Origin of the sequence: Spirillospora sp. NPDC047418, from assembly GCF_040643275.1 — a bacterium.
Taxonomy (GTDB): domain Bacteria; phylum Actinomycetota; class Actinomycetes; order Streptosporangiales; family Streptosporangiaceae; genus Spirillospora.
Window position 1 is genome coordinate 13,437 of record NZ_JBEYTW010000047.1, and the last position, 22,684, is coordinate 36,120.

21 protein-coding genes are annotated in these 22,684 nt (G+C 72.7%); 15 read left to right on the forward strand and 6 right to left on the reverse strand.

Annotated elements, in window-relative coordinates; translation table 11 throughout:
* The first annotated feature begins 60 nt into the window (after positions 1–60).
* Positions 61–1,545, forward strand: a complete 1,485-nt coding sequence (locus tag ABZ806_RS26265; protein ID WP_500220043.1) for a flavin-containing monooxygenase — start codon at positions 61–63, stop codon at positions 1,543–1,545.
* Between the two features lie 14 nt (positions 1,546–1,559).
* A complete protein-coding gene (locus ABZ806_RS26270) occupies positions 1,560–1,820 on the forward strand; it encodes a DoxX-related protein (RefSeq protein ID WP_500220044.1) in 261 nt (86 codons plus the stop codon).
* Positions 1,821–1,904: 84 nt separating this feature from the next.
* Here ABZ806_RS26270 and ABZ806_RS26275 read toward each other — a convergent pair whose 3' ends face one another.
* Positions 1,905–2,750 (reverse strand): SDR family oxidoreductase, encoded by an 846-nt coding sequence (locus tag ABZ806_RS26275; protein WP_500220045.1) that lies wholly within the window; start codon positions 2,748–2,750, stop codon positions 1,905–1,907.
* 105 nt (positions 2,751–2,855) lie between these two features.
* Here ABZ806_RS26275 and ABZ806_RS26280 point away from each other — a divergent pair, with 105 nt between their 5' ends.
* Entirely contained in the window at positions 2,856–3,245 is a 390-nt protein-coding gene (locus tag ABZ806_RS26280; protein ID WP_500220046.1) for a winged helix-turn-helix transcriptional regulator, read from the forward strand.
* Here the strand turns inward: ABZ806_RS26280 and ABZ806_RS26285 are convergent, their stop codons facing one another.
* Positions 3,246–4,178 carry an NAD-dependent epimerase/dehydratase family protein gene (locus tag ABZ806_RS26285; RefSeq protein WP_500220047.1) on the reverse strand — a complete coding sequence of 311 codons (933 nt, stop codon included), beginning with the start codon at positions 4,176–4,178 and terminating at the stop codon, positions 3,246–3,248.
* Positions 4,179–4,346: 168 nt separating this feature from the next.
* Between ABZ806_RS26285 and ABZ806_RS26290 the strand changes: the two genes are divergently transcribed.
* A complete protein-coding gene (locus ABZ806_RS26290; protein WP_500220048.1) occupies positions 4,347–4,820 on the forward strand; it encodes a carboxymuconolactone decarboxylase family protein in 474 nt (157 codons plus the stop codon).
* Between the two features lie 63 nt (positions 4,821–4,883).
* Here the strand turns inward: ABZ806_RS26290 and ABZ806_RS26295 are convergent, their stop codons facing one another.
* Positions 4,884–5,954 (reverse strand): pyridoxamine 5'-phosphate oxidase family protein, encoded by a 1,071-nt coding sequence (locus ABZ806_RS26295; protein ID WP_500220049.1) that lies wholly within the window; start codon positions 5,952–5,954, stop codon positions 4,884–4,886.
* A 78-nt stretch (positions 5,955–6,032) separates the two neighbouring features.
* Here ABZ806_RS26295 and ABZ806_RS26300 point away from each other — a divergent pair, with 78 nt between their 5' ends.
* Positions 6,033–6,782: an AraC family transcriptional regulator gene (locus ABZ806_RS26300; protein ID WP_500220050.1), complete on the forward strand. Its 750-nt coding sequence runs from the start codon at positions 6,033–6,035 to the stop codon at positions 6,780–6,782.
* On the opposite strand, the gene ABZ806_RS26305 is transcribed toward ABZ806_RS26300, so the two are convergent.
* Complete coding sequence (locus tag ABZ806_RS26305) at positions 6,752–8,992, reverse strand: MMPL family transporter (RefSeq protein ID WP_500220051.1); 2,241 nt, start codon at positions 8,990–8,992, stop codon at positions 6,752–6,754. The two genes, ABZ806_RS26300 and ABZ806_RS26305, sit on opposite strands and share 31 nt — an antisense overlap.
* 231 nt (positions 8,993–9,223) lie before the next feature.
* Here ABZ806_RS26305 and ABZ806_RS26310 point away from each other — a divergent pair, with 231 nt between their 5' ends.
* The 7 genes from ABZ806_RS26310 to ABZ806_RS26340 all read left to right on the forward strand — a co-directional run bounded on the left by ABZ806_RS26310 (position 9,224) and on the right by ABZ806_RS26340 (position 16,664).
* Entirely contained in the window at positions 9,224–10,354 is a 1,131-nt protein-coding gene (locus tag ABZ806_RS26310) for a sensor histidine kinase (protein ID WP_500220052.1), read from the forward strand.
* A complete protein-coding gene (locus tag ABZ806_RS26315) occupies positions 10,351–11,013 on the forward strand; it encodes a response regulator (protein ID WP_500220053.1) in 663 nt (220 codons plus the stop codon). The genes ABZ806_RS26310 and ABZ806_RS26315 overlap by 4 nt, the downstream gene beginning before the upstream one ends.
* A gap of 203 nt (positions 11,014–11,216) precedes the next feature.
* Complete coding sequence (locus ABZ806_RS26320) at positions 11,217–11,828, forward strand: TetR/AcrR family transcriptional regulator (RefSeq protein ID WP_500220054.1); 612 nt, start codon at positions 11,217–11,219, stop codon at positions 11,826–11,828.
* 178 nt (positions 11,829–12,006) lie between these two features.
* Complete coding sequence (locus tag ABZ806_RS26325; protein WP_500220055.1) at positions 12,007–13,227, forward strand: PucR family transcriptional regulator; 1,221 nt, start codon at positions 12,007–12,009, stop codon at positions 13,225–13,227.
* A gap of 32 nt (positions 13,228–13,259) precedes the next feature.
* Positions 13,260–13,856, forward strand: coding sequence for a TetR/AcrR family transcriptional regulator (locus tag ABZ806_RS26330; RefSeq protein ID WP_500220056.1), 597 nt, complete (start codon positions 13,260–13,262; stop codon positions 13,854–13,856).
* On the forward strand, positions 13,853–15,250 hold the full coding sequence (locus tag ABZ806_RS26335) for an MFS transporter (RefSeq protein ID WP_500220057.1): 1,398 nt from the start codon (positions 13,853–13,855) through the stop codon (positions 15,248–15,250). The genes ABZ806_RS26330 and ABZ806_RS26335 overlap by 4 nt, the downstream gene beginning before the upstream one ends.
* The gene (locus ABZ806_RS26340; RefSeq protein ID WP_500220058.1) at positions 15,240–16,664 is read left to right on the forward strand and encodes a pyridoxal phosphate-dependent decarboxylase family protein; all 1,425 of its coding nucleotides are present in this window, start codon (positions 15,240–15,242) and stop codon (positions 16,662–16,664) included. The genes ABZ806_RS26335 and ABZ806_RS26340 overlap by 11 nt, the downstream gene beginning before the upstream one ends.
* Before the next feature lie 7 nt (positions 16,665–16,671).
* Here ABZ806_RS26340 and ABZ806_RS26345 read toward each other — a convergent pair whose 3' ends face one another.
* The gene (locus tag ABZ806_RS26345) at positions 16,672–18,258 is read right to left on the reverse strand and encodes a D-alanyl-D-alanine carboxypeptidase family protein (RefSeq protein WP_500220059.1); all 1,587 of its coding nucleotides are present in this window, start codon (positions 18,256–18,258) and stop codon (positions 16,672–16,674) included.
* Between the two features lie 1,032 nt (positions 18,259–19,290).
* On the opposite strand from ABZ806_RS26345, the gene ABZ806_RS26350 reads away from it, so the two are divergent.
* From ABZ806_RS26350 to ABZ806_RS26360, 3 genes are all read left to right on the forward strand, one after another.
* A complete protein-coding gene (locus ABZ806_RS26350) occupies positions 19,291–19,872 on the forward strand; it encodes an RNA polymerase sigma factor (RefSeq protein ID WP_500220060.1) in 582 nt (193 codons plus the stop codon).
* Entirely contained in the window at positions 19,869–20,885 is a 1,017-nt protein-coding gene (locus ABZ806_RS26355; RefSeq protein ID WP_500220061.1) for an LCP family protein, read from the forward strand. Before ABZ806_RS26350 ends, ABZ806_RS26355 begins: the two co-directional genes overlap by 4 nt.
* A gap of 82 nt (positions 20,886–20,967) precedes the next feature.
* Positions 20,968–21,387: a CBS domain-containing protein gene (locus tag ABZ806_RS26360; RefSeq protein ID WP_500220062.1), complete on the forward strand. Its 420-nt coding sequence runs from the start codon at positions 20,968–20,970 to the stop codon at positions 21,385–21,387.
* Positions 21,388–21,410: 23 nt separating this feature from the next.
* Here ABZ806_RS26360 and ABZ806_RS26365 read toward each other — a convergent pair whose 3' ends face one another.
* Positions 21,411–22,574: an aminotransferase class V-fold PLP-dependent enzyme gene (locus ABZ806_RS26365; RefSeq protein ID WP_500220063.1), complete on the reverse strand. Its 1,164-nt coding sequence runs from the start codon at positions 22,572–22,574 to the stop codon at positions 21,411–21,413.
* Positions 22,575–22,684 lie beyond the last annotated feature (110 nt).

Below are 22,684 nucleotides of genomic sequence, written 5' to 3' on the forward strand. Positions count from 1 at the left end.
TGACACCTCGTCCAACTTCTAAATACCGTCGGTATCCCAGGGTGGGGGGAGGGACACCGGGTGAAGCCCGACCATGAGGTGGTCGTCGTCGGTGCCGGATTCTCCGGGCTGTGCCTCGGCATCCGGCTGCGGCAGAGGGGCGTGCGCGACTTCGTCATCCTGGACGCGGCGGACGGCGTCGGCGGCGTCTGGCGGCACAACACCTATCCGGGGGTCGCCGTCGACATCCCGTCCACCACCTACTGCTACTCGTTCGAGCCCAACCCGTCCTGGACGCGGGCGTTCGCGCCCGGCGCCGAGGTGCGCGCCTACGCGGAGCACTGCGCCGACAAGTACCGGCTGCGGCCGCACCTGCGTCTCGGCACCAAGGTCGAGCGGGCCGTCTTCGACGAGGACGCCGACGCCTGGCGCGTCCGCACCGGCCGGGGCGAGATCACCGCGCGGTTCCTGGTGGCCGCCGTCGGACCGCTCGACCAGCCCAAGAACCCGGACATCCCCGGCATCGAGACGTTCGCCGGGACGATCGTCCACACCGCCCGCTGGGACCACGGCCACGAGTTGCGCGGCGAGCGGGTCGCGGTGATCGGCACGGGTGCGTCCGGCCTGCAGGTCATCCCGGAGATCGCGTCCGTCGCCGACCGTCTGGACGTCTACCAGCGCACCCCGATCTGGGTGTTCCCGAAGGTCGACTTCACCGTCCCGCGCGGGGTGCGCGCCCTCTTCCGGGCGGTGCCGCCGGTCCAGTCGCTCGCCCGGCTGATCACCACGATCGCGTCCGAGGTGATCATGGTGCTGGGCATCGTGCACTACAGCAAGGTGCCGTTCCTGGTGCGCGCGACCGAGATGACCTGCCGCGCCCATCTGCGCCGCCAGGTGCCCGACCGCCGCCTCCGGCGCGCTCTGACGCCGCGCTACGGCTTCGGCTGCAAGCGGCCCTCGTTCTCCAATCGCTATTTCCCCACGTTCATGCGCGGCAATGTCGAACTGGTCACCGACCGCATCGAACGCGTCACCGAGCACGCCATCGTGACGCGGGACGGCCGCGAACGCGAAATCGACACCCTGGTGCTGGCCACGGGCTTCAAGACCCTGGAAATCGGCGCGATGCCCGCGTTCCCGGTCGTCGGCCTGGACGGCGCCGAGTTGGGCGCCTTCTGGGACGAGCACCGCTACCAGACCTACGAGGGCGTCGCCTCGCCGCTCGCGCCCAATTTCTGGCTGATGAACGGCCCCTACACCGTCACGGGTGCGTCCTGGTTCTCGATCATCGAGGCGGGCAGCACGCACATCGTGCGCTGCATCGCGGAGGCGCGCCGGCGCCGGGCGGCCCGCATGGTGGTCAGGCGCCGCCCGCACGACGACTTCACCGCCCGGATGCGCGACCGCATGAAGGGCACCATCCTCGCCCAGCCGAGTTGCGCCCGGTCCAACTCCTATTACTTCGACCGGCACGGCGACGCCCCGTACGTCCGCCCGGAGTCCGGCTTCTCCGTGCTGCGCCGCAGCCGGACGTTCGACCTCGACGACTACGAATTCACCGGTTGAAAGGAAATCCCCTCATGGCTCTTCTCCGCACCGCCGGCATTGCGCTCGCCGCCACCGGGGTGGCGCACTTCGCCGCCCCCAAGGTGTTCGAGCCGATCTCCCGGCTCGCCTTCCCGCAGGACACCGATGCCTGGATCAAGCGGAACGGCGCCACCGAACTCGCCCTGGGCGCGGCCCTCACCGTCGACAAGACCCGCAAGGCCGCCCTTGTCGGCACCGCCCTCTACGCCGCCTGGCTGGGCGCCCGCACCGCGTCCAACCGCCGGTCCATCTGAACGACTCGCCTGGTTCGGCTTGGACGGCGGCCTTCGCCCAAGCCGAACCAGGCCGGCCTGCCCGGTGGAGCGGCACGAACGGCCCTACCGGAAGGCGTCGGCGTTGCGGTGGGCCCATGCGGCGAAGGAGCGGGGTGCGCGGCCGAGTACCCGCTCGACGTCCGGGCTGAGCCGCAGTTCCGCGGCGTTCGGCTCGCCGAGGACGGCCAGCGTGGTCTCCACGACCGGCTCCGGCATGAACGCGGCCATCCGCGCGCGGGCCTCGGCCCGGGTCAGTTCGACGAACCGCACCGGCTCGCCGAGGGCCGCGCCGATCGCCTCGGCCTGCTGCCGGGGCGTGACGGCCGCCGGCCCGTTCAGCTCGTAGACCCGCCCCGCGTGCTCGTCCTTGCGCAGTGCCGCGGCCGCGGCCTCCGCGATGTCGGCCGGATCGACCACCGGTATCCCGACGTCGCCGAAGGGCGCGGCGACGGTCCGCTCGGCGCGCACCGACTCGGCCCAGGCGTAGGCGTTGGACGCGAAGCCGCCAGAGCGCAGGATCGTCCAGGTCAGGCCCGACTCCCGGACCGCGTCCTCGACCGCGCGCATCACGCCCCCGTGCGAGGGCGACTCCGGCCGGGTCACCACGCCTTGCGAGGACAGCAGCACCACCCGCCGGACCCCCGCGTCCCTCGCCGCGTCCAGGACGGCCTTCGGGTCGAACCCGTGGCCGCCGGCGCCGCCGTCGTGCAGGAACAGGGCCTCGGCGCCGCCGAGGGCGGGTCGCAGGGTCTCCGGCTTGGTCAGATCCGCCCGCACATGGACGGTTCCTTCCGGTAGATCCACCGGTGCCGTGCCTCGCGAAACCGCCGTCACCCGCTCCCCGGCGTCCGCCAGGGCCCGCACCAGCGGCCGTCCGACATTCCCGGTCGCACCCGTCACCACGAACATGATCAACTCCCGTTTTTCTTCGTGTTCCTCGTGATGACGGCGACGCTAACAGCATGAGTATAGTAGGTACCTACAGGAAAGTGACTACCTCAGAGGGGTGCGACCATGGGCCGAGCGGCGACCGACGCCACGTCCGATCCCGAGCTGGCCTGCCCGGTCTCCCCGGTCGTCGACATCGTGTTCAGCCGGTGGACGACGCCCATCCTCTGGGCGCTCCACACGTTCGGCCGCCACCGGTTCGTCGAGCTGGAGCGGCGCATCACCGGCATCACCCCGAAGGTCCTCACCCAGCGCCTGCGCCAGCTGGAGCGCGACGGCCTGGTCGTCCGCACCTACCACCCCGAGGTGCCGCCGCGCGTCGAGTACGAGATCAGCGACCTCGGCCGCAGCCTCGGCCCCCTTTTCGCCCACCTCACCGAGTGGGCCGGCGCCAACCTGGGGAAGGTCGAGCAGGCGAGGCGGCACTACGACGACACCGGAGCGCCCCGCGGCTGATCACGCCAGCTCCTCCTTGAAGCCCTGGCGCCAGGACGGGTGGCGGAGCTCCCAGCCGAGCTCCCGCTTGGCCCTGGCGTTGGAGAAGCCGCGGCCCTCGGTCATCATCATCACCGCGACGTCCCCGGCCAAGGGCCGGGCCAGCCAGGCGGGGATCCGCATCGGACGCTTGGCTCCCGCGCATTCCGCCAGGTAGGGCAGCCATTCGGCGGCCGGCGCCGGTTCGTCGTCGCCGATGGCGAACACGCCCCGCGCCTCCTGCTCCACGGCCAGGACGGTCGCGGCCGCCGCGTCGTCCAGATGCACCCACGAGCAGTGCCCGGCACCGCCGCCGACGACCGGGAACTGCCGCTTGCGGATGGGCTCGACGAGGTCGTCCATGGTGCCCGGCCCGTAGAACCAGCCGTAGCGCAGCACCGCGCCGCCGGCCCCGGCGACGGCGTCCTCGACGTGCCGGATCGCCGCCATCCCCGGCTCGGCGGGCGTGCCCGTCATCGGGTCCACCGGGTCCTGCTCGGTCTTCACCCAGCCGCCCCGCCGGATCCCGTTCCACGCGCCGTAGCTCTGCGCGACGACATGGGGGACGCCGCCGGCCTCGGCGGCGGCCAGCAGGTGGTCGGTCCCCTCGGTGCGCAGCCGGTTGGTGCCGGCGAACCACCGGTCCATGTGCTTCATGTCCGCCTTGCCGGCGTGCGCCACCGAGATCGCCGTCATCTGGTGGACGATCACGTCCGGCCGGGCGTCCGCCACCGCGGCACCGACCGACGCCGCGTCGAGCCCGTCCATCACGACGCCCTCCGCGCCCAGCCGCCGCAGCACATCGAGCTTGGCCGCCCGCGTCGCGGTGGCCGTCACCTGGTGGCCGCGCTCCACCAGGCGCGGCACCAGCCGGCGTCCCAGCACTCCGCTCCCGCCTGCCACGAAGACCCGCATGACCGTCACCTTCCTTTTTCGGACGTTCGTCCGTCACTACTCGCGACGGAGCGGACGGGCCGACTGTGACAACGCGGGGGCGAGGCGCGGGTCACATCCCACGGGTGTCACAGACCGCCGCGCTGCCCCGTCCTGAGGGTGTAACCGTTCACGGCGAAGGAGAACATGATGGAAGCGCGTCTGAACCTCTTCCAGAGCCCGGTGATGGCCAAGGTCATGAAGCACCTCACCGCGGCCGGCCACGCGATCCCGGACTCGACGCTGCCGCTCGCGACGCAGGAGCTGGTGCGGCTCCGCGCCAGCCAGATCAACGGCTGCGCCTTCTGCGTCGACATGCACACCAAGGAGGCCGCGCACGCCGGGGAGACCGCGACCCGCCTCAACCTGGTCGCGGCCTGGCGGGAGGCCACGGTGTTCACCGAGGCCGAGCGCGCCGCGCTGGAGCTGGCGGAGCAGGGCACCCGCATCGCCGACGCGGCCGGCGGCGTCCCGGACGAGGTGTGGGCCAACGCCGCCAAGCACTACGACGACGAGCAGCTCGCCGCGCTCGTCGCGGTGATCGCGATCATCAACGCCTTCAACCGCGGGAACGTCATGACGCAGCAGCCCGCCGGCGACTACCAGCCCGGCCAGTTCGGCTGACCGGGCCGACACCGGTCAGTTCGGCCGACCGGCGCCGACGATCGCCTTCCGGAAGGGGCTCGGTCAGTAGCCCTCGTCCTTGAGCTCTTTTCGGTAGGCGGCGTCCATGGCTCGGCGGGCGATTCTGGGGGACGCGGCCAGGCCCTTGGAAAGCACTCGGGCCATTGAGGCTGATGCGCCGTGGCCCTTGTTGTGCGCCAGGTGCTGTGCCGCCACGCTCATCATGTCGAATGCTCGGGGCCGGTCCGCGTGCGCTGACCGGTCCCACACCCCTGATAGCCGTACCGCTTCATTGGGCGTGATCTGGGTGCGGTCGACGTGGACGACCGTGGCCGCGTGCGGGGGCTTGTCCTTGAGAGCCATCGCCGACAGGAGCGCCGGGTCGTCGATCACGCGGGCGGTGCCGCTCAGGTGCAGGACGTCGTCACGGCCGGGGACCAGGGCGGCGAGCGAGACCTCGTCGCAGGCCATGAGATTGCGGAAGGTGTCGGCTCGCTTGTTCCCCCTCCTGTCCGGTATGGCCAGGGTGTGACCGTCCAGGATGTGGACGAAGCCGGCCGGGTCGCCCTTCGGGCTCGTATCGCCGTGGCCGTCCGCGTCACGCGAGGACATCAGGAGAAACGGCGTCCTGGAGAGGAACTCGGCGACCGCCGGGTCGGCCAGTGGGCCCTCTACGGCGCCGATTCGCGGCGGTGCCGCGTTGGCGGGCGGCTCTTTCCACAGGCCCGAGCGGAGCACGCACCTCGCGCAATGGACCCATGCCTCGTCCAGGGCGACGGTGACGCGGCCAGCGGACACGTCCGATGCCGAGCCGTTGAGCCGGAGTGTCTCGCCGATCCCCGGCACGAGGAAGAGCATCGACAGGCCGGTGCCCTGAGCCGGGTGCGGTTCATCGGCCGGAATCGAGAAAGAAAGGTGCGCGGCCGTTTCCGCGCGCGCGAATCCAGGGCGTCCGCCGACGAGGGTCGTATGCGCTGCTCCCGTGCCGTCGCGGAAGCCGACGCCGGCGATCGGCGAATGGGCCAGTACATTCCGGCATCCGTCGTCGAGGGTGTCGACCGCCTTCAGCAGGATCAGTTGGGGCGGTTTTCCTATGAGCGTTTCGACGGCTTCGACCGTCGTCACCGTGTGCATGGGCGCCAAGCTAATGTGGCCGAGGCGCGGCATGTGGCCAACCATTGCCGTGAACTGGCCAACCGGCGAGGGGGAGAGGTGGCGGACGAGGCGGTACCACCGCTGCTGGTCATCGGTGGGGCGGATTTCGACCGGGGCGTGCTCGCGGAGCCGCACCGGCACGCCGAGCACATGATCTCGTGGTCCTCCTCGGCCACCGTCTCGCTGCGCACCGGTGACCGCGACTGGCTGGTGCCGCCGACCCACGCGCTCTGGATCCCCGCCGGCTGCCCGCACAGCGTCGAGGTGTTCCGCCCGGGGCACGGTTATGCCGTCCTGCTGCCGCCCGACCGCTGCCCGGTCGCCTGGGCGGAGCCCGCGGGCGTCCTGATCACGCCGTTGATCCGGGAACTGATCGTTCACCTGGACGGGGACGCGGGACGGACGCGGCCGGCCGCCGAGTCGCTCCTGCTCGCCCTGCTCGAACCCGTGCCGAGCACGGCCTTCCAGGTGCCGATGCCCGCGGACGACCGCATCCGGGCCATCGCCGAGGCCCTCGTCGCCGATCCCGCCGACCAGCGCGACCTCGCCGCCTGGGCGTACGCGACCAGCACCGGCGTCCGGACGGTCACCCGGCTGTTCGCCCGGGAGACCGGCATGACGTTCGCACAGTGGCGCACCCTCGTCCGGATGAGGGCCGCCCTTGCCCATCTCGCCCGCGGCAAGTCCGTGGGCGCCACCGCCAGGGCCGTCGGCTACCGCAAACCCGGCGCCTTCGCGGACGCGTTCCGGCGCGTCACCGGTCAGCATCCGAGCATCTACCAGGGCGGCGACGACATTTCCGGCTGACGGCGCGGCGTCGGGCCGGCCGCGGTCTTCTTCTTCGAGCGGCCGGGGAGCCACCAGTTGGCCTTGCCGCACAGTTCCATCACCGCGGGGACGAGGACCATCCGGACGATGGTCGCGTCGATGAAGACGGCGGCGGCCATGCCCAGCCCGCCCTGCTTGACCGCGATGTCCGGGCCGAGCAGGGACGTGGTGAAGACGGCGATCATGATCGCGGCCGCGGCCGTGATGACCTTGGCGGTCCGTGCCAGCCCGCGGGCGACGGCCTCGCGGGTGTCGCCGGTCCGCTCGTACTCCTCCCGGATCCGTGAGATCAGGAAGACCTGGTAGTCCATCGACAGGCCGAACAGGACCGGGAACATCACCATCGGCACCCAGGACGTGACCGGCATGGTGGCGGGGAACCCGAGCGCCGGGCCGAACCACCCCCACTGCACGACCGCGACCACCACACCGTAGGCGGCGCCGATGGACAGCAGGTTCACGACGGCGGCCTGCACGGCGATCGTGACCGACCGGACCAGCGCGATCAGCAGCACCATCGACATCGCGATGACGACCCCGATCATCAGGGGCAGGCGCGAGCCGAGCGCCTCGGCGGCGTCGATGGTGCCGGCGTTCGGCCCGCCGACGAGGACGTCTGCGCCGCCGGACGCGCGGGGCAGCACGTCGTCGCGGAGCTCGTGCACCAGGTCCGCGGTCGCCGCGTCCTGGAACCCGGTGGTGGGGAAGGCCATGAACATGGCGGCCCGCCCGTCCCTGCTGACCTGCGGCGGCGTGACGTGGGCGATGCCCTCGGTCCGGCCGACGGCCGCGGCGACGGGACGCAGACCGGCGTCCCCGGAGCCGGTCTCGGCGGCGAAGATCAGCGGCGCGCCGTAGCCCGGGCCGAAGCCCTCGGCGAGGATCTCGTGCGATGTGTAGCTGCTCCTGTCGTGCGGCTGGACGCTGGCGTCGGGCTGGCTCAGCCGCATCGACAGCATGGGCGCGGCCAGCAGCAGCAGGGTCGCGCCGGCCAGCGCGGCGGCGACCAGCGGCCGGCGCTGCACCACGCCGGCCCAGCGCTCGGCGACCGTGCGCCGATCCCGGGCCGGGGCGGCGGCGGACCGGTCCCGGGGCGAGGCGGCGGACCGGTCCCGGGTCGAGGCGGCGGCGGTCCGGTCCCGGCGGGACGTGCGGCGCGGCAGCCGCAGCGAGGTGATCCGGTGCCCGGTGAAGCCCAGGAAGGCGGGCAGCAGCGTCACCGCCGCGATCATCGTGATCAGCACCGTGATCGACGTGGCGATGGCCACCCCGGTCATCAGCCGCTGCCCCATGACGAGCAGCCCCATCAACGCGATCACGACGGTCGTGCCGGCGAACAGGACCGCGCGGCCGGCGGTGGTCACGGCTCCGACCGTGGCGCTCTCCGGGTCGCCGCCGGCCTTGAGGTCGTCCTTGTAGCGGGTCACGATGAACAGCGCGTAGTCGATGCCGACGCCGAGCCCGATCATCGCGCCGAAGATCAGCGTGAAGTCCGGCGCGGGGGCCAGGTGCCCCACCAGCTTCGTCAGCGCCAGGCCGCCCGCGATCGCCAGGAGCGCGGTCACGATCGGCAGGCCCATCGCCACCAGCGACCCGAAGGCGATGAACAGGATCACCGCCGCCGCCACGATGCCCACGCTTTCGGCCGGGCCCTGCGGGGGAGTCTCGGCCTTCTCCGCCATGTACCCGCCCAGCCCGAGGGCGACGCCGTCGCCTGATGCGTCCTTGACCGCGTCGACGAGCGGCTTGACCTGGGCCTTCTCCACCTCGCTGTCGCTCAGCGGGATGGTCGTCCGGGCGATACGGCGATCCTTCGTCACCAGGCTCTCGTCCTGGTACGGCGAGACCACGGGCCCGGTGACAGGTGAGCCGGCGAGCGCGGCGATGGTCTTCTCGATTTTCCGGCGGGCGGCGGGATCGTCGATTCCCTTGTCCGCCTTGATGGCGAGAGTGAGCGTGTCCCCCTGCCGTTCGGGGAAATGCTCCTCGATCAGTGCCTGGGCCTTGGCGGAACCGGAGTCTCCGCCGGAGAAGTCGTTGTCGGGGGCCGCGCCGTAGGTGAAGCCGGTGAACGCGACGGCGAGCACGCCGACGATCCAGGCCAGCAGGACCGTGCGGCGGCGCCGGTAGCAGAACAGGGCCAGCCCCGCCAGGGCCCCGCCCGCACGGGGGGTCTCGGTCGTCTTCATCTTTTCCCGCGTCCTCATGGGTCGGCGAATCGGGTCAGGGAATGTGGCCCGATCATTGCCGCCGGACGCATTTCGGGTCGTCCCCTGAACGCGGGCAATTCGCGCTACCGCTGATGCCGCATTCCATTACCGCGGAAACGGCAGGCGCCGCGGAGGTACCGCGTGCGCGGTAGCCGGCGGCTCGTCTGCGAGCAGGAGTCGCCCGCGGAACGACCTGGTTAAGGTGCGCGTATGGGAACAGGACTGCGGCGTCTCTGGGCCACCGGCCGGGACTGGGTGATCGCGGTCTGCGTGGCGGCGGTGCTGCTGGTCACCGCACTGACCGAGGAACACCCCGCCACCGATCTCGCCGGGCTCGGCTACGCGCTGGTGGTGGCCGGCGGCCTGGCGCTGGCGGCCGGCCGCCGCGCCCCGCTCCTCGTCCTGGCCGCCACCGGGCTGTGCGCGGCCGGCCACCAGGCCATCGGGTTCGACGTGCCCGCCGTCGCGTACCTGTTCGCGGTGTACGGCGCCGTCCGGGCCGGGCACCGCGTCGTCACCGTCGCGGCGAGCGCCGCGCTGCTGGTGGCGCTGCCGTTCGCGATCATGGCGTCCCCGGCGGACGGCTCGGTCGCCGACGCGTTCACCCGGGCCCGCGGGGTCTTGGAGATCGCCTGGCTGGTCGCCGCCGGGGCCGCCGGGGAGGCGCTGCGGCAGGCCGAGCGGCGGGCGGACGAGGCCGAGCGCACCCGGGAGGAGGCCGCCCGGCTGCGCGCGACCGAGGAGCGGCTGCACATCGCGCGGGAACTGCACGACTCGCTCACCCACCAGATCTCGATCATCAAGGTGCAGTCCGGGGTCGCGGTCCACCTGGCCCGCAAGCGCGGCGAGGACGTCCCCGACTCGCTGCTGGCGATCCGGGACGCCGCACGCGAGGCGAACCGGGAGCTGCGCGCCACCCTGGACACGCTGCGGGACGAGGCCAAGACCCCGCCGCACGGCCTCGACCGCGTCCCGGACCTGGTGGAACGCGCCCGCGGGACGGGCCTGAACACGACGCTGACGATCGCCGGGCAGCGGCACGACGTACCGGCCGCGGTCGACCGGACCGCCTACCGGATCGTCCAGGAGGCGCTCACCAACACCGCCCGGCACGCCGCCGCCGAGACGGCGCTGATCCGGATCGACTACCGTCCCGGCACCCTCGCCGTGCGGGTCGACGACGACGGCAGGGCCGAGCCGGGCACCGCCCCGGTGCCCGGCACCGGGCTGCTCGGGATGCGCGAACGCGTCACCGCGCTCGGCGGCCGGCTGCGCGCGGAACCGCGCAGCGAGGGCGGCTTCAGCGTCCAGGCCGAGTTCCCCGTGGGCCGGCCGTCGTGATCCGCGTCCTGCTGGTGGACGACCAGTCGCTGCTGCGCGGCGGCTTCCGGGCGCTGCTGGACGCGGAGGACGACATCGAGGTGGTCGCCGAGGCCGCCCACGGGGCCGAGGCGCTGCCGCTGATCAGGGAGCACCTGCCCGACATCGCGCTCGTCGACATCCAGATGCCGGTCATGGACGGCATCGAGACGACCCGGCGCATCGCGGCGGACCCGGCCCTGGCGGGCGTGCGCGTCGTCATCCTGACCAACTACGGGTTCCACGAGTACGTGTTCAACGCGCTGCGCGCCGGTGCCGCCGGGTTCCTGGTCAAGGACATCGAGCCGGAGGACCTGCTGCACTCGGTGCGCGTCGCCGCGCGCGGGGACGCCCTGCTCGCGCCGTCCATCACCAGGATGCTGATCAGCCGGTACGTGGCGCAGCCGCTCAACCCGGGCGCGGGCACGGAGCTGAAGGAGCTGACCAACCGCGAGCGCGAGGCCGTGGCCCTGGCCGCGCACGGCCTGTCCAACGACGAGATCGCCGGCCGCATGGTGATCAGCCCGATGACCGCGAAGACCCACCTCAACCGGGCCATGGTCAAGCTCCAGGCCCGCGACCGCGCCCAGCTCGTCGTCCTCGCCTACGAGTCCGGCCTGGTGACCCCCCGCACCCCCTGACCGGGCGAGCCGGCGAGTCGGTGGACGGGCGCCTCGGCGCGCGGCCGCGCGTAGACGGACCAGGGATCGGCGGCCTACATCTCGCCGTCGAGAAGGTCGATGTCCATGGCTCACTCCGGCGTAGGTGGGGAAGCACGACCCTGGGTGCACGCGTTCGGGGTCAATGTGCGAAAGAATGGGGACGGCCACAGCGAGGAGGCGTTTTGAGCGGCGATGCGCGGTTCACCGTGACGCGGACGCTGAGCAAGGACCAGCAGGCCCGGCGCGAGCGGCTGATCGACTCGGCGAGGGAGCTCGCGCTTGCGGGCGGTTATCCGGCCGTCACCATGCACGACGTGGCGGACCGGGCCGGCGTCGCCCGCGCGACCGTCTACCGCTACTTCGCCACCAAGGACCACCTGCTCACCGAGGTCGCGGCGTCCTGGGCGCACCATGTCACCGACGACATCGACGCGCTCGCCGTCGGCGACACGCAGCTGGAGCGGCTCACCGCGCTGCTGGAGCGCATCGTCTACGTGGCGGCGCAGGAGCCGACGCTGACGTCCGCGATCATCCAGGCGGTGACCTCCGACGACTCCAGCGTCGACGACGCCCGCACCATCCTGTTCCAGTACCTGCGCGACCGGCTCTCCGCGGCGATCGGCGACCCGGTGCCGCACCGGGAGGACGTCGAACTCGTCCTCGGGCACATCCTGCTCGCCGCGCTGATCAGCCTGGCCTCGCTGCGGCAGCCGGTGGAGGACGTCGCGACGATGGTCCGGACGTCCGGCCGCCTGGTCCTCGCCGGGGCGCTCTCCGCCGCCACGCCCACCTGACCGGGTCCGTCCCCCGCTCGCCCGCCGCGGCGGGCGTGTCGTGCGTGTCGTGCGTGTCGGGCTTGTCGCGCGCCAACGAGTTGTCAGTGCGCTTACAAGCGGTGTCCCGCAATGCGTAACCGGTGGTGCAGCCTGCCAGGCCGGGTGTCGGTAGCTTCCCTGGCGGGAGGTGCGAACGGTGACCACGACCCTTGAGGAGCGCTCGCCGCTGAAGCCCTGGGCCGGCGTGCCGAGCGAGCTCTCCGCGATGTTCCGGCCCCACCTGGACGCCCTCGCCGAGGAGATGATCGAGGAGATCCTCGCCGGGATCCCCGAGTACTCCCGCCCGCAGGACGAGGAGTACGCGCGGCTCGTCCGGCTCGCCGTCGAGGGCGCGCTGCGCCAGTTCGTCGACCTGATCATGGACCCGGACAGCTCGTGGGAGCCGGTCGCCGCCGTCTACCGGGAGATCGGCTGGGCCGAGGCCCGCGAGGGCCGCAGCCTGGACATCCTGCAGACCTCGCTGCGGCTCGGCGCCCGGGTCGCGTGGCGGCGGCTCGCGTCGGAGTCCGAGCGGCACAACATCTCCCGCCGCACCCTCGCCAGCATCGCCGAGGCGATCTTCGCGTTCCTGGACGAGATCGCCCGCGCCGCCACCGAGGGCTACACCAAGGCCCGCGCGCAGGAGGCCGGCGAGCTGGAGCACCGCCGCCGGCGGCTGCTGGACATGCTGCTCGCCGAGCCGCCCGCCGCCGCGCAGGCCGTCGCCGACCTCGCCCGGCTCGCGCAGTGGCGCGTCCCGCGCACGGTCGCGGCGGTCGTCCTGTATGAGCGGGGACGGCAGCCGTTCTCGCCCCCGTCGCTGCCGCCGGACGTCCTCGCCGACGTCAACCGCCGCGAGCCGTGCCTGCTCGTCCCCGACCCCGAGGGCCCGGGGCGCGGCAGGATGCTGGAGTCGGCGCTGCGCGACTGGGTCGCCGTGCTCGGCCCGACCGTCGGCACCGAGGACGCCGCGAAGTCGCTGCGCTGGGCGCGTGAGGCGCTGCCGCTCGCGCGGCGCGGCATCCTGCCGTCCGAGCGGCTGATCCGCTGCGCCGACCACATGCCGGCGCTGGTCGTGTTCAAGGACGAGGAACTGGTGCGTGCCGTCGCCGACCTGCGGCTCGCGCCGCTGAAGAGCGTCCGGCCCCGGCACCGGGAGCGGCTCATGCGGACGCTGCTGTCGTGCCTGCAGAACGGGTTCAACGCCACCGAGGTCGCGACCCGCCTGCACGTCCATCCGCAGACCGTCCGGTATCGGCTGCACCAGTTGGAGGAGTTGTTCGGCGCCCGGCTGTACGACCCGGACACGCGCCTGGAGATGGAGATGGTGCTCACCGTCTGGCTCACCGACCCCACGGGCGATCAATCAATCGATTGACCGGGCGGGTAGAACCACCTACTTTGGGGGCTATGACCAGTAGCGACTCCGGTCGGGAGCGGATCGTGGACGCCGCCACGCGGCTGTTCGCCGCCCTCGGCTACGACGGGACGTCCACCCGGATGATCGCCGAGGCGGCCGGGCTCAACGTCGCCACCGTCGCCTACCACGTCGGCGGCAAGCGCGACCTGTACCTCGCCGTGATGGAACGCGCCCATGAGGCCGAGCGCGCCGCCCTGGCGCAGGCGCTCGACGAGATCACCCCGGACCCGGAGGGCATCCTCACCCTCCTCGACCGCTACGTCGACTTCTGCCTGTCGCGGCCGGAGATCCCGGCGCTGTGGATGCACCGCTGGCTGTCGGACGCCGCCGACGTCGCCCACCTCGAGGAGCAGTACGTCCGGCCGCTGATGGTGATGGTCGCCGACGCCGCGCGCAAGGTCGTCCCCGACGACGTCGACGTCGAGTACGTGGTGTGGACGGTCGTCTGGTGCACCCACGGGTTCGGGGCCGGCGGCGTCCTGGACGCCGACGGGAACCGGCGCGGCGTGGACGACCCGCAGGCCGTCACCCGGTTCCGCCGCCACATGCGCCGCAGCGTCGCCCAGGCGATCGGCATCCCCGCGTGACGTCGCCGCCCGCCGCGGTGCCGCCCGGCTCGGCGCCGTTCGGCGCCGCGCCGCCCGCCGGGCCCCTGCCCCGCCGGCGGCTGCTCGGCTACGGCGTCGGCTCGGTCGGCACCGGCGTGTTCTCCGCCGTCCCCGGCCTGCTGCTCCTGTACTACCTGACCGACGTCCTCGGCGTCTCGGCGGCGGTCGCGGGTGCCGTCCTCGTCGTCCCGAAGGCGTGGGACGTGCTGCTCAACCCGATCATCGGCGCCGCCAGCGACCGGGAGGCCGTCCGCACCGGGCGCCGCACCCGGCTGCTGCTGCTCGGCGCCGTCACCCTGCCGTTCCTGTTCGCCGCCATGTTCGCCGTGCCGGCCGACTCGCCGGGGATCGCCGCCGCGTGGGCCGGGTTCGCGTTCCTGCTGGCCGCGAGCGCGTTCGCCTGCTTCCAGGTGCCCTACGTCGCGCTGCCCGCCGAGATCTCCGCCGACCCGTCCGAGCGGGGCCGCGCGATGGCGTGGCGGGTCGTCTGCCTGACGCTCGGCATCCTCGTCGCGGGCGGCATCGCCCCCGCCCTCACCGACGCCGCCGGCGGAGGGCGCGCCGGATACGCGCTGATGGGCGTCGTGATCGGGCTCGCGATGGGCGCCGCGATGGTGGCGAGCACGCTGGCGAACCGGTGGATCCCGTCCCGTCCCGGGCCGCGCCCGCTCGGGCTGGCCGCCGCGCTGCGCACCGCGCGCGGCAACCGGCCCTTCTTCATGCTGCTCGGCGCCTACGTCTCGCACACCCTCGCCGTCGCGATCATGCTGGCCGGCGCCCCCTACGTCGCGACGTACCGGCTGGACGAGTACGGCCTCACCTCGGCGATGTTCGTCGCGATGGTCGGGCCCAGCGCGTTCGCGGTGCCGGTGTGGCGGTGGCTGTCGCGCAGGTACGGGCTGGTCGGCTGCTACGTGACGGCGCTGCTGCTGTTCGCCGCGACCGCCGTCGCGCTGTTCCCGCTGATCACCTCCACGGCGGGGGTGCTGGCGTTCAGCGCGCTGATCGGCGTCTGCTACGCGGCCGTCCAGCTGCTGCCGCTGTCGCTGCTGCCGGAGACCGTCCACGCCGACACCGGGCGGACCGGGCACGCGCAGTCCGGGGCCTTCACCGGGCTGTGGACGGCCGCCGAGACGGGCGCGATGGCGCTCGGACCGGGCGTGTTCGCGCTGATCCTCGCCGTCTCGTCGTTCAGCTCGTCCGATTTCGACACGCCGGTCGTCCAGCCGGGGTCGGCGCTGACCGGGATGTCCGCCGGGTTCACGCTCGTCCCGGCGCTGCTCCTGCTGCTCAGCGTCCCGCTGCTGCTGGCCTACCGGCGGCTCGCCGCCGTCCACCGCACAACCGAGGAAACACGCGAACATGCCGTTTGACCCGCTGCCCGAAACGGGCCGTCCCGCCGCCGACCTGCTCGCCGAACTCGCCCGGCTGCGGGACGCCGACCTCCCCGTGCGCGGCGGCCAGGTCACCGCCTACGTCTACGACACCGGACGCGCGGCCGTGCACGACCTCGCCGCCACCGCCTTCCACGAGATGCTGGAGGTCAACTGCCTCGACCCGACCGCGTTCCCCAGCATCGTCGCGCTGGAACGCCGGCTCGTCGGGTTCGTCGCGGACAAGCTCGGCGGCGGTTCCGGTGTCTTCAGCAGCGGCGGCACCGAGTCGATCATGCTCGCGGTGAAGGCCGCGCGGGACGCCCACCCGGTCGAGGGACGGCCCCAGATCGTCCTGCCGACGACCGCGCACCCGGCGTTCCACAAGGCCGCGCACTACCTGGGCCTCGAGGTCGTGCACGTGCCGGTCGACGCGGAGTACCGCGCCGACCCGGCCGCGACCGCCGCCGCGATCACCCCGCGCACCGCGCTCGTCGTCGCCTCGGCGCCGTCCTACCCGCACGGCGTCATGGACCCGGTCCCGGAGATCGCCGCCCTCGCCGCCTCCGCCGGGGTCCCCTGCCATGTCGACGCGTGCGTCGGCGGCTGGGTCCTGCCCTGGCTGCGGGACGCGGGACGCGACGTCCCGCCGTTCGACCTGTCCGTGCCCGGCGTGACGTCCCTCTCCTGCGACCTGCACAAGTACGGGTACTCGCCGAAGGGCGCGTCGGTCGTCCTGTTCGCGGACGAGTCGCACCGCCGGGCCGCCTACTTCGCGTCCGCCGAATGGCCCGGATACACCGTCATCAACGCGACCGTGCAGAGCAGCAAGAGCGCCGGACCGCTCGGCGCCGCCTGGGCGACCCTCAACGCCGTCGGCGCGCAGGGCTACCGCGACCTCGCCGAGAACGCGATGAAGTCGGCGGAACGCCTGATCGCGGGCGTCGCGTCCCTTCCCGGGCTGCGCGTCCTCGGCGACCCGGTCGCACCGCTCGTCGCCGTCGCCTCGTCCGACCCTGCGCTGGACGTGTTCGTGATCGCCGACGAGGCGCGGCGGCGCGGCTGGTTCTTCCAGCCGCAGCTGTCCTACCAGGGCATCCCGCCGAACCTGCACTTCACGCTGACCGGCGTCAGCGACGTCGACGCGCTCCTGGAGGCGCTCGCCGCCGCCACCGAGGCCGCGCGGGCCGCGGGGCCCGCCGACGTCCCGGCCGAACTGGTCGACGCGCTCGCCGGCCTGGACCTCGACAGCCTGGACGACGCCGGCTTCGCCGGGCTCCTCGCCTCCGTCGGCGTGGACCTCGCCGAGGGCGGCGAATCCGAGATGGCCGTGGTCAACGCCATCCTGGACGCCCTGCCCCCCGCCACCCGCGAGGCCCTGCTGATCCGCTTCCTCTCCGCCCTCTACAGCTGACCCCGGCTCAGTTGATGCGGATGAGGCGCTTCAGATAGGACGGCTCGTCCAGCGTCCGGCCGAGCTGGAGCGGCACGGTCGCCGCACCGGTCGTCACGGCACCGACGCGTTCCCCGGCGCCGCCCCGGTGCGGCGCGTCGCCCGTGACGCCGACCGGCACCGTCAGCCCGGACCAGCCGACCACCGTCACCGGTGCCGCCGCCCGCAGCGGCGTCGTCCCGCCGAGCCCGTCGTCGACCCGCGCGACCTGCGCGCCCTTGGGCGCCAGCGTCACGGCGGTCAGCGCGCCCTCGGCCGAGGTGACAAGCCGTCCCGCCGCGCTCACGGCCCCCGCCGAGCTCGGCGACTTCTGCCCCATCACCGCACCGATGATCAGCGTCTGGACGCCCGCGACGGTCTTGCGCGCCGCGAACACGAAGTTGCCGCCGGCCGCGTCGGTGTACCCGGTCTTGCCGCCGACGACGCCGTGCTGCCCCAGCAGGAAGTTGCCGCCCTCCCTGGCCGCGCCGCCGTTGTCCGGCACGTACATCCGGTGGTTGACGACCTCGGTGAACGCCGGCACCCGCATCGCCGCCCGCAGCAGCTTGACCTGGTCCTGCGCCGTGCTGACGGTGCCGGAGTCGTAGCCGCTCGGGTCGGTGTAGTGCGTGCCGGCCATGCCCAGCTCCGCCGCCGTCGCGTTCATCTTCGCGACGAACGCCTGCTCGTTCCCGGCGTCCCAGCGCGCCAGCTCGTGCGCGACGTCGTTCGCCGAGATGATCAGCAGCGCCTCCAGCGCCTTGCGCTGCGTCAGCCGCTGGTTCGCGGTGACGCCGAGCAGCGACTCCTCCCGCTTCCTGCGCATCGGGATCTGCGCCGCCGCCTCCGGCGACACCGTCAGCACCGGCCCCGGCTCACCCGGCTTCAGCGGATGGTCGCGCAGATACACGAACGCCGTCATCACCTTCGCGACACTCGCCGTGGGGGTCGGCGCGGTCCCGCCGGACGACCCCATCATCCCGAGGCCCTCCACGTACACGGCGGACTGCCCCGCCGCAGGCCACGACAACGCCGGCGCCTGCCCCGGGAACGCGTGACCGGACGCCAGGGTCGACTCGATCATCGGCTCCGGCACGGGCCGGATCAGCTGCCCGGCGACGACCCCGACGACCAGCACCAGCGCCGCCACCAGCACGATGAGCCCGCGCCGCCCCCGCCTGCCCTTCTTCTCCGCGGGCGGTTCCGCGGGTTGCACCGGCCGCGGAGGCGCCTGCCGCGCACCCCCGTCCCAGGGCACACTCCACTGCCCGGACGACCGTGACGCCGGAAACTCCCCGGACCCCTGCGCGCCCGGCAGCCGCTCGACCCGGGTAACGGAAGCGTCCTGCCCGGCCCACGCCTCGCGCGGCGCAACCTCCTGCGGCCGCTCCCGCACAGGCGTCCCCGCCGCCTCCTGCGCCGCCGCGGCCCGCCACTCCTCACGCCGCACGACCTCCTGCGGCCGCTCGCGCGCCGGCGCCCCCGCCGCGTCCTGCGGCACCGCGCCCCGCCACGGCTCACGCCGCACACCGTCCTGCGGCCGCCCGCGCACCGGTGTTCCGCCGGAGTCCTGCACGGGCCGCTCTCCACGCGGCACGCCTTGCTGCGGTTGCTCCCGCACAGGCGCACCCCCCGCACCCTGCGGCGGCCCGCCCCGCCAAGGCTCACGCGGCACACCGTCCTGCGGACGTCTGCGCACCGGTGTTTCGCCCGAGTCCTGTGCCGGTCGGGTTTCGCGTGGTGCGGCTTGTTGTGGCTGCTCTCGTGTAGGTGTACCGGGCGCGTTCTGTGGTGGCGGGGCTCGCCATGGTTCTTGTGGTGCGGGTTGTTCGCTTGTTGGCTTGCTGGGTGTGTTCTGGGGCGGTGCGGCTTCCGGCGGGCGTTTCCGTGCTGGTGGCTCGGTCGTGTCCTCGGCGGGTGTCGCGGACGGGGGCTTGGCGTGCCTGCCCGATTCGCGCGTCGGTCGGCTCTGCCGGTCGCTCTGGTCCGCGGGCGGTGCGGGCGGGGCGCTCTCGGACGGCTCGGGCTCCGCCGGCCGGCTTGGGCGCGGGGTGGGCTGCGTCGGCTGGGTGCTCGGGTGCGGTTGAGCGTCTGCGGGACCTGGGGCGGCCGGTGGTGCGGCCTTGTCGGGGCTGTCTTCCGGCGTCTCGTCCTGCGGGGCGGGGTCGGGCGCGTCCTCGTCGGCGGGCGGCGGGGTGAACTGGACGTACCAGGTGTTCTTCGGGATGGGCGGCTCGTCGTCGGCGGGGCGGCGGATCGCTATGTCCGGGCGGGTCAGGTTGACCTTCGCCGGTACGCGGAACTCGGCGGTCGCCGTGCGAGAGTCCTCTTGCTCGTCCTCGGTGCCGGACGTGTCCGACTCCCGCTCGGCATCGTCGTCCACGTCCCGACCCTCCTCGACTCGACCCTTGACAGGCAGGCGGAGCGGTCCCCCCGACAACCCCGTGCATAGTGAAGGATGCGCAGTTTATCGAGAAGGTTCGCGCCGGTCCGCATGTGCGGACGACGTGTCCCGGCACGGGCGTGAACCCGGACGGGCCGTTGTGGAGATACAGAGCCGACAACGTCCCCCCACGGAAGGCCCGGTGCGCATGCCATGGTGGCCGCGATGACCGCACCTCCGACGGCTCAGGACAGCGATGCCTCGCTGATCGAGGGCTCGCTCGCCGACCCTGAGTCGTTCGCCGCCCTGTTCGACCGCTACTCGGCGATGCTGTACCGCTACGTGTCGCGCAGGCTCGGACCGGAGGCCGCGGAGGACGTCGTCGGAGAGACGTTCCTCGTCGCGTTCAGCAAGCGGCACCGCTACGACCTGGCGCAGCGGGACGCGCGGCCGTGGCTGTTCGGCATCGCCACGAAGCTGGTCGCGCGGCATCACCGGACGGAGGCCACCCGCTACCGGGCGCTGCGGCGCAGTCCCGTGGACGGTCCGGTGGAGGGGCCGGCCGACCGGGTCGCGGCGGACGTGACCGCGTCGGCGACCCGTCCCGCCCTGGCGGAGGCGCTGTCGGGGCTGGCGAGGAGGGACCGGGACGTCCTGCTGCTGGTGGCGTGGGGCGATCTGGCCTACGAGGAGGTGGCGCGGGCGCTCGGCATACCGGTCGGCACCGTCCGCTCCCGCCTGAACCGCGCCCGGCGCAAGGTGCGCGCGGCGCTGGGCGACACCGACCCGACGCGTGAGGAGGCGTGAGCGTGGACGACCTGGACCTGATCCGAGACCTCGGCCGGGGGCTGGAGCACCCGCCGCCCGCCTCGCTCGGCCGGCAGCGGAACCGGCTGCTGGACGCGACCAGGCGGCGCCGCCGCGGCCCGGGGCGGTGGACGCTGCTCGGGGTGGTCGCGGCCGTGACGGCGGCGGCGATCCTCGTCCCGGCGGTGATCTTCCACGGGCGGGACGCGGCGCCGGTGGCGACGCGGACGACCGCGCCCGCGGGCGGGACGCCGCTCAACGTGCTGTTCCTCGGGTCGGACGAGCGGAACGACGGCTATCCGCCGCGCTCGGACACGATGATGCTGGTACACGTCCCGGCCGACCGGCAGCGCGTCCACGCGGTGAGCATCCCGCGCGACTCGCTCGTGCGGATCCCCGCGTGCACGGACCGGGGCGGGAAGGCGTACCCGGCACGGGTGGGCATGATCAACTCCGTGTACCCGGTGGGCGGCGTCAGGTGCGTCATCAAAACCGTGGAGTCGCTGACCAGCGTCCGGATCGACCGGGTCGTGGTGATCGATTTCGCCGGGTTCCGGGGGATGGTCGACGCGCTCGGTGGCGTCCCGATCACGCTGCCCCGGTCGGTCGCCGACCAGAAGTCCGGGCTGAAGCTGTCGGCGGGCAAGCACCGGCTGAACGGGACGCAGGCGCTCGCCTACGTCCGCGCGAGGCACGGGCTCGGGGACGGCTCCGACCTGTCGCGCATCAAGCGGCAGCAGCAGTTCATCGAGTCGCTCGCGCGGGTGGCCAGGGCGCGGATGACCGGGAATCCCGTGCAGTTCGCGAAGTTCCTCACCGTGATGGCCACGTCGGTCGAGACGATCCCGCGGATGAGCCTCGGCGAGTTGCGGGCGCTGGCGGGGAGTTTCGGGAAGGGCGGATCGATCGAGCTCGACACGGTTCCGGTCCGTCCCTCGCGGCGTGATCCGAACCGCCTGGAGTGGGATCCGCCCAAGGCGGAGCGGATGTTCGCCACGTTCAGGACGCCGTGAGTGATCCCGTTCGTGCCGGGTAGGGGCGCAACCATCCCGGGCCCCCAGGAACGGTTCACGAGGCTCAAGGAGTGAGCACCACATGGCCATGAAGATCCGCGAAATCATGACCGGCTCGCCGACGTCGGTGTCGCCGGAGCTCGACATCGTCACGGTGGCGCGGGCGATGCGCGACGAGGACATCGGCGCCGTGCTGGTCGCGGACGGCGACGACCTGAAGGGCGTCGTCACCGACCGCGACCTGGTCATCCGCGGGCTCGCCGCCGGCGGCGACCCGACCCAGGCGAAGATCGGCGGCATCGCCAGCACCGTGACCGCGACCGTCGGCCCGGACGACACCCTCGACAAGGCCGCGCAGATCATGCGCGAGCGGTCGGTCCGGCGGCTCCCGGTCATGGAGGACGGCCGCCCGGTGGGCATCGTGTCCATCGGCGACCTCGCGATGGAGAAGGACTCCCAGTCGGCGCTCGCGGACATCAGCGCCGCGCGTCCCAACGCTTGAAACCCCGGTACGCCAGAGGGCGCTCACGTGAGCGGCAGCGCAGACAGCAGCCGCTCCAGTTCCTCCTCGGTGTTGTAGTAGTGCACGGAGGCCCGCACGGCCGCTGGACGGGCGTGCGGGTCGTATCCGTGTGAGGCGGGGTTCGTGACGTTGATGTTGACGCCGTGTTCCCTTGCGGCGTGCTTGACGGCGGTGGGGTCGTGGCCGTCCACGGTGAACGTGACGAGCCCGGACGGCCGCGTCCCCTTGTCGAGGACGGTGACGCCAGGGCGGACGGCCAGTTCCCCGCGCAGCGTGGTGGCGAGTTCGGCCACGCGGGCCTCGATGTCCCCCATCCCCAGGTCGGCCGCGTAGTCGGCGGCGACGCCCAGGCCGATCTGGCCGGCGACGTACCGTTCCCACGTCTCGAAGCGCTGGGCGGTGTCGCGCATCTCGAAGCCGCCCGGCATCTTCCAGGTGGCGGCGTGCAGGTCGAGGAACGGCGGGACGAGTGTCCGCACGATCTCGCGGCGCACGTACAGGAACCCGGTGCCGCGCGGGCCGCGCAGGTACTTGCGGCCGGTCGCCGACAGGATGTCGCAGCCGATCTCGTCCACGTCGATGGCGAGATGCCCGACCGACTGGCATGCGTCCAGGAGATAGAGGACGCCGTGTTCACGGCACAGTCGCCCGACCTCCGCCGCCGGGTTCACGAGACCGTTGTGGGTGGGGATGTGGTTGAGCGACACCAGGCGGACATCGCCCTTGATGAGTTCGGCCTCCAGCGCGTCCAGTGAGAGAGTGCCGTCGGCTTCGTCGGGGACGACGTCCACCTTCGCGCCCGTGGCTTCGGCCACCTGCTGGTAGGCGATCGCGTTGCTGGAGTACTCGGTGGTCGTCGTCAGGATGCGGTCGCCGTCCGCGAAGGGGATCGAGTAGAACGCCATGTCCCATGCACGGGTGGCGTTCTCCACGTAGGCGATCTCGTCCGCGCGTGCGCCGATGAGCCTTGCCACGGCGCCGTAGAAGTGCTGGACGGCCGCGTCGTTCTGTTCGGCCGCCTCGTACGCGCCGATCGTCGACTCCAGTGCGAAATGCCCGTTCACGGCCTCGATGACCGGACGGGGCGGCAGCGCCGCACCCGCGTTGTTGAGATGGGCCACCGTCGCGCAGCCGGGGGTGTCGGTCCGGAGCCTCTCGATATCCACAGGTGCCCGTCCCTCCGCGAAATGTCGTACCCGTGCGCCAGGCTGGCCACGGTGCCGACGACTTGACCTCAACCATTCTTGAGGTCTCATGCTTGCTGTTCCAGGCTAAC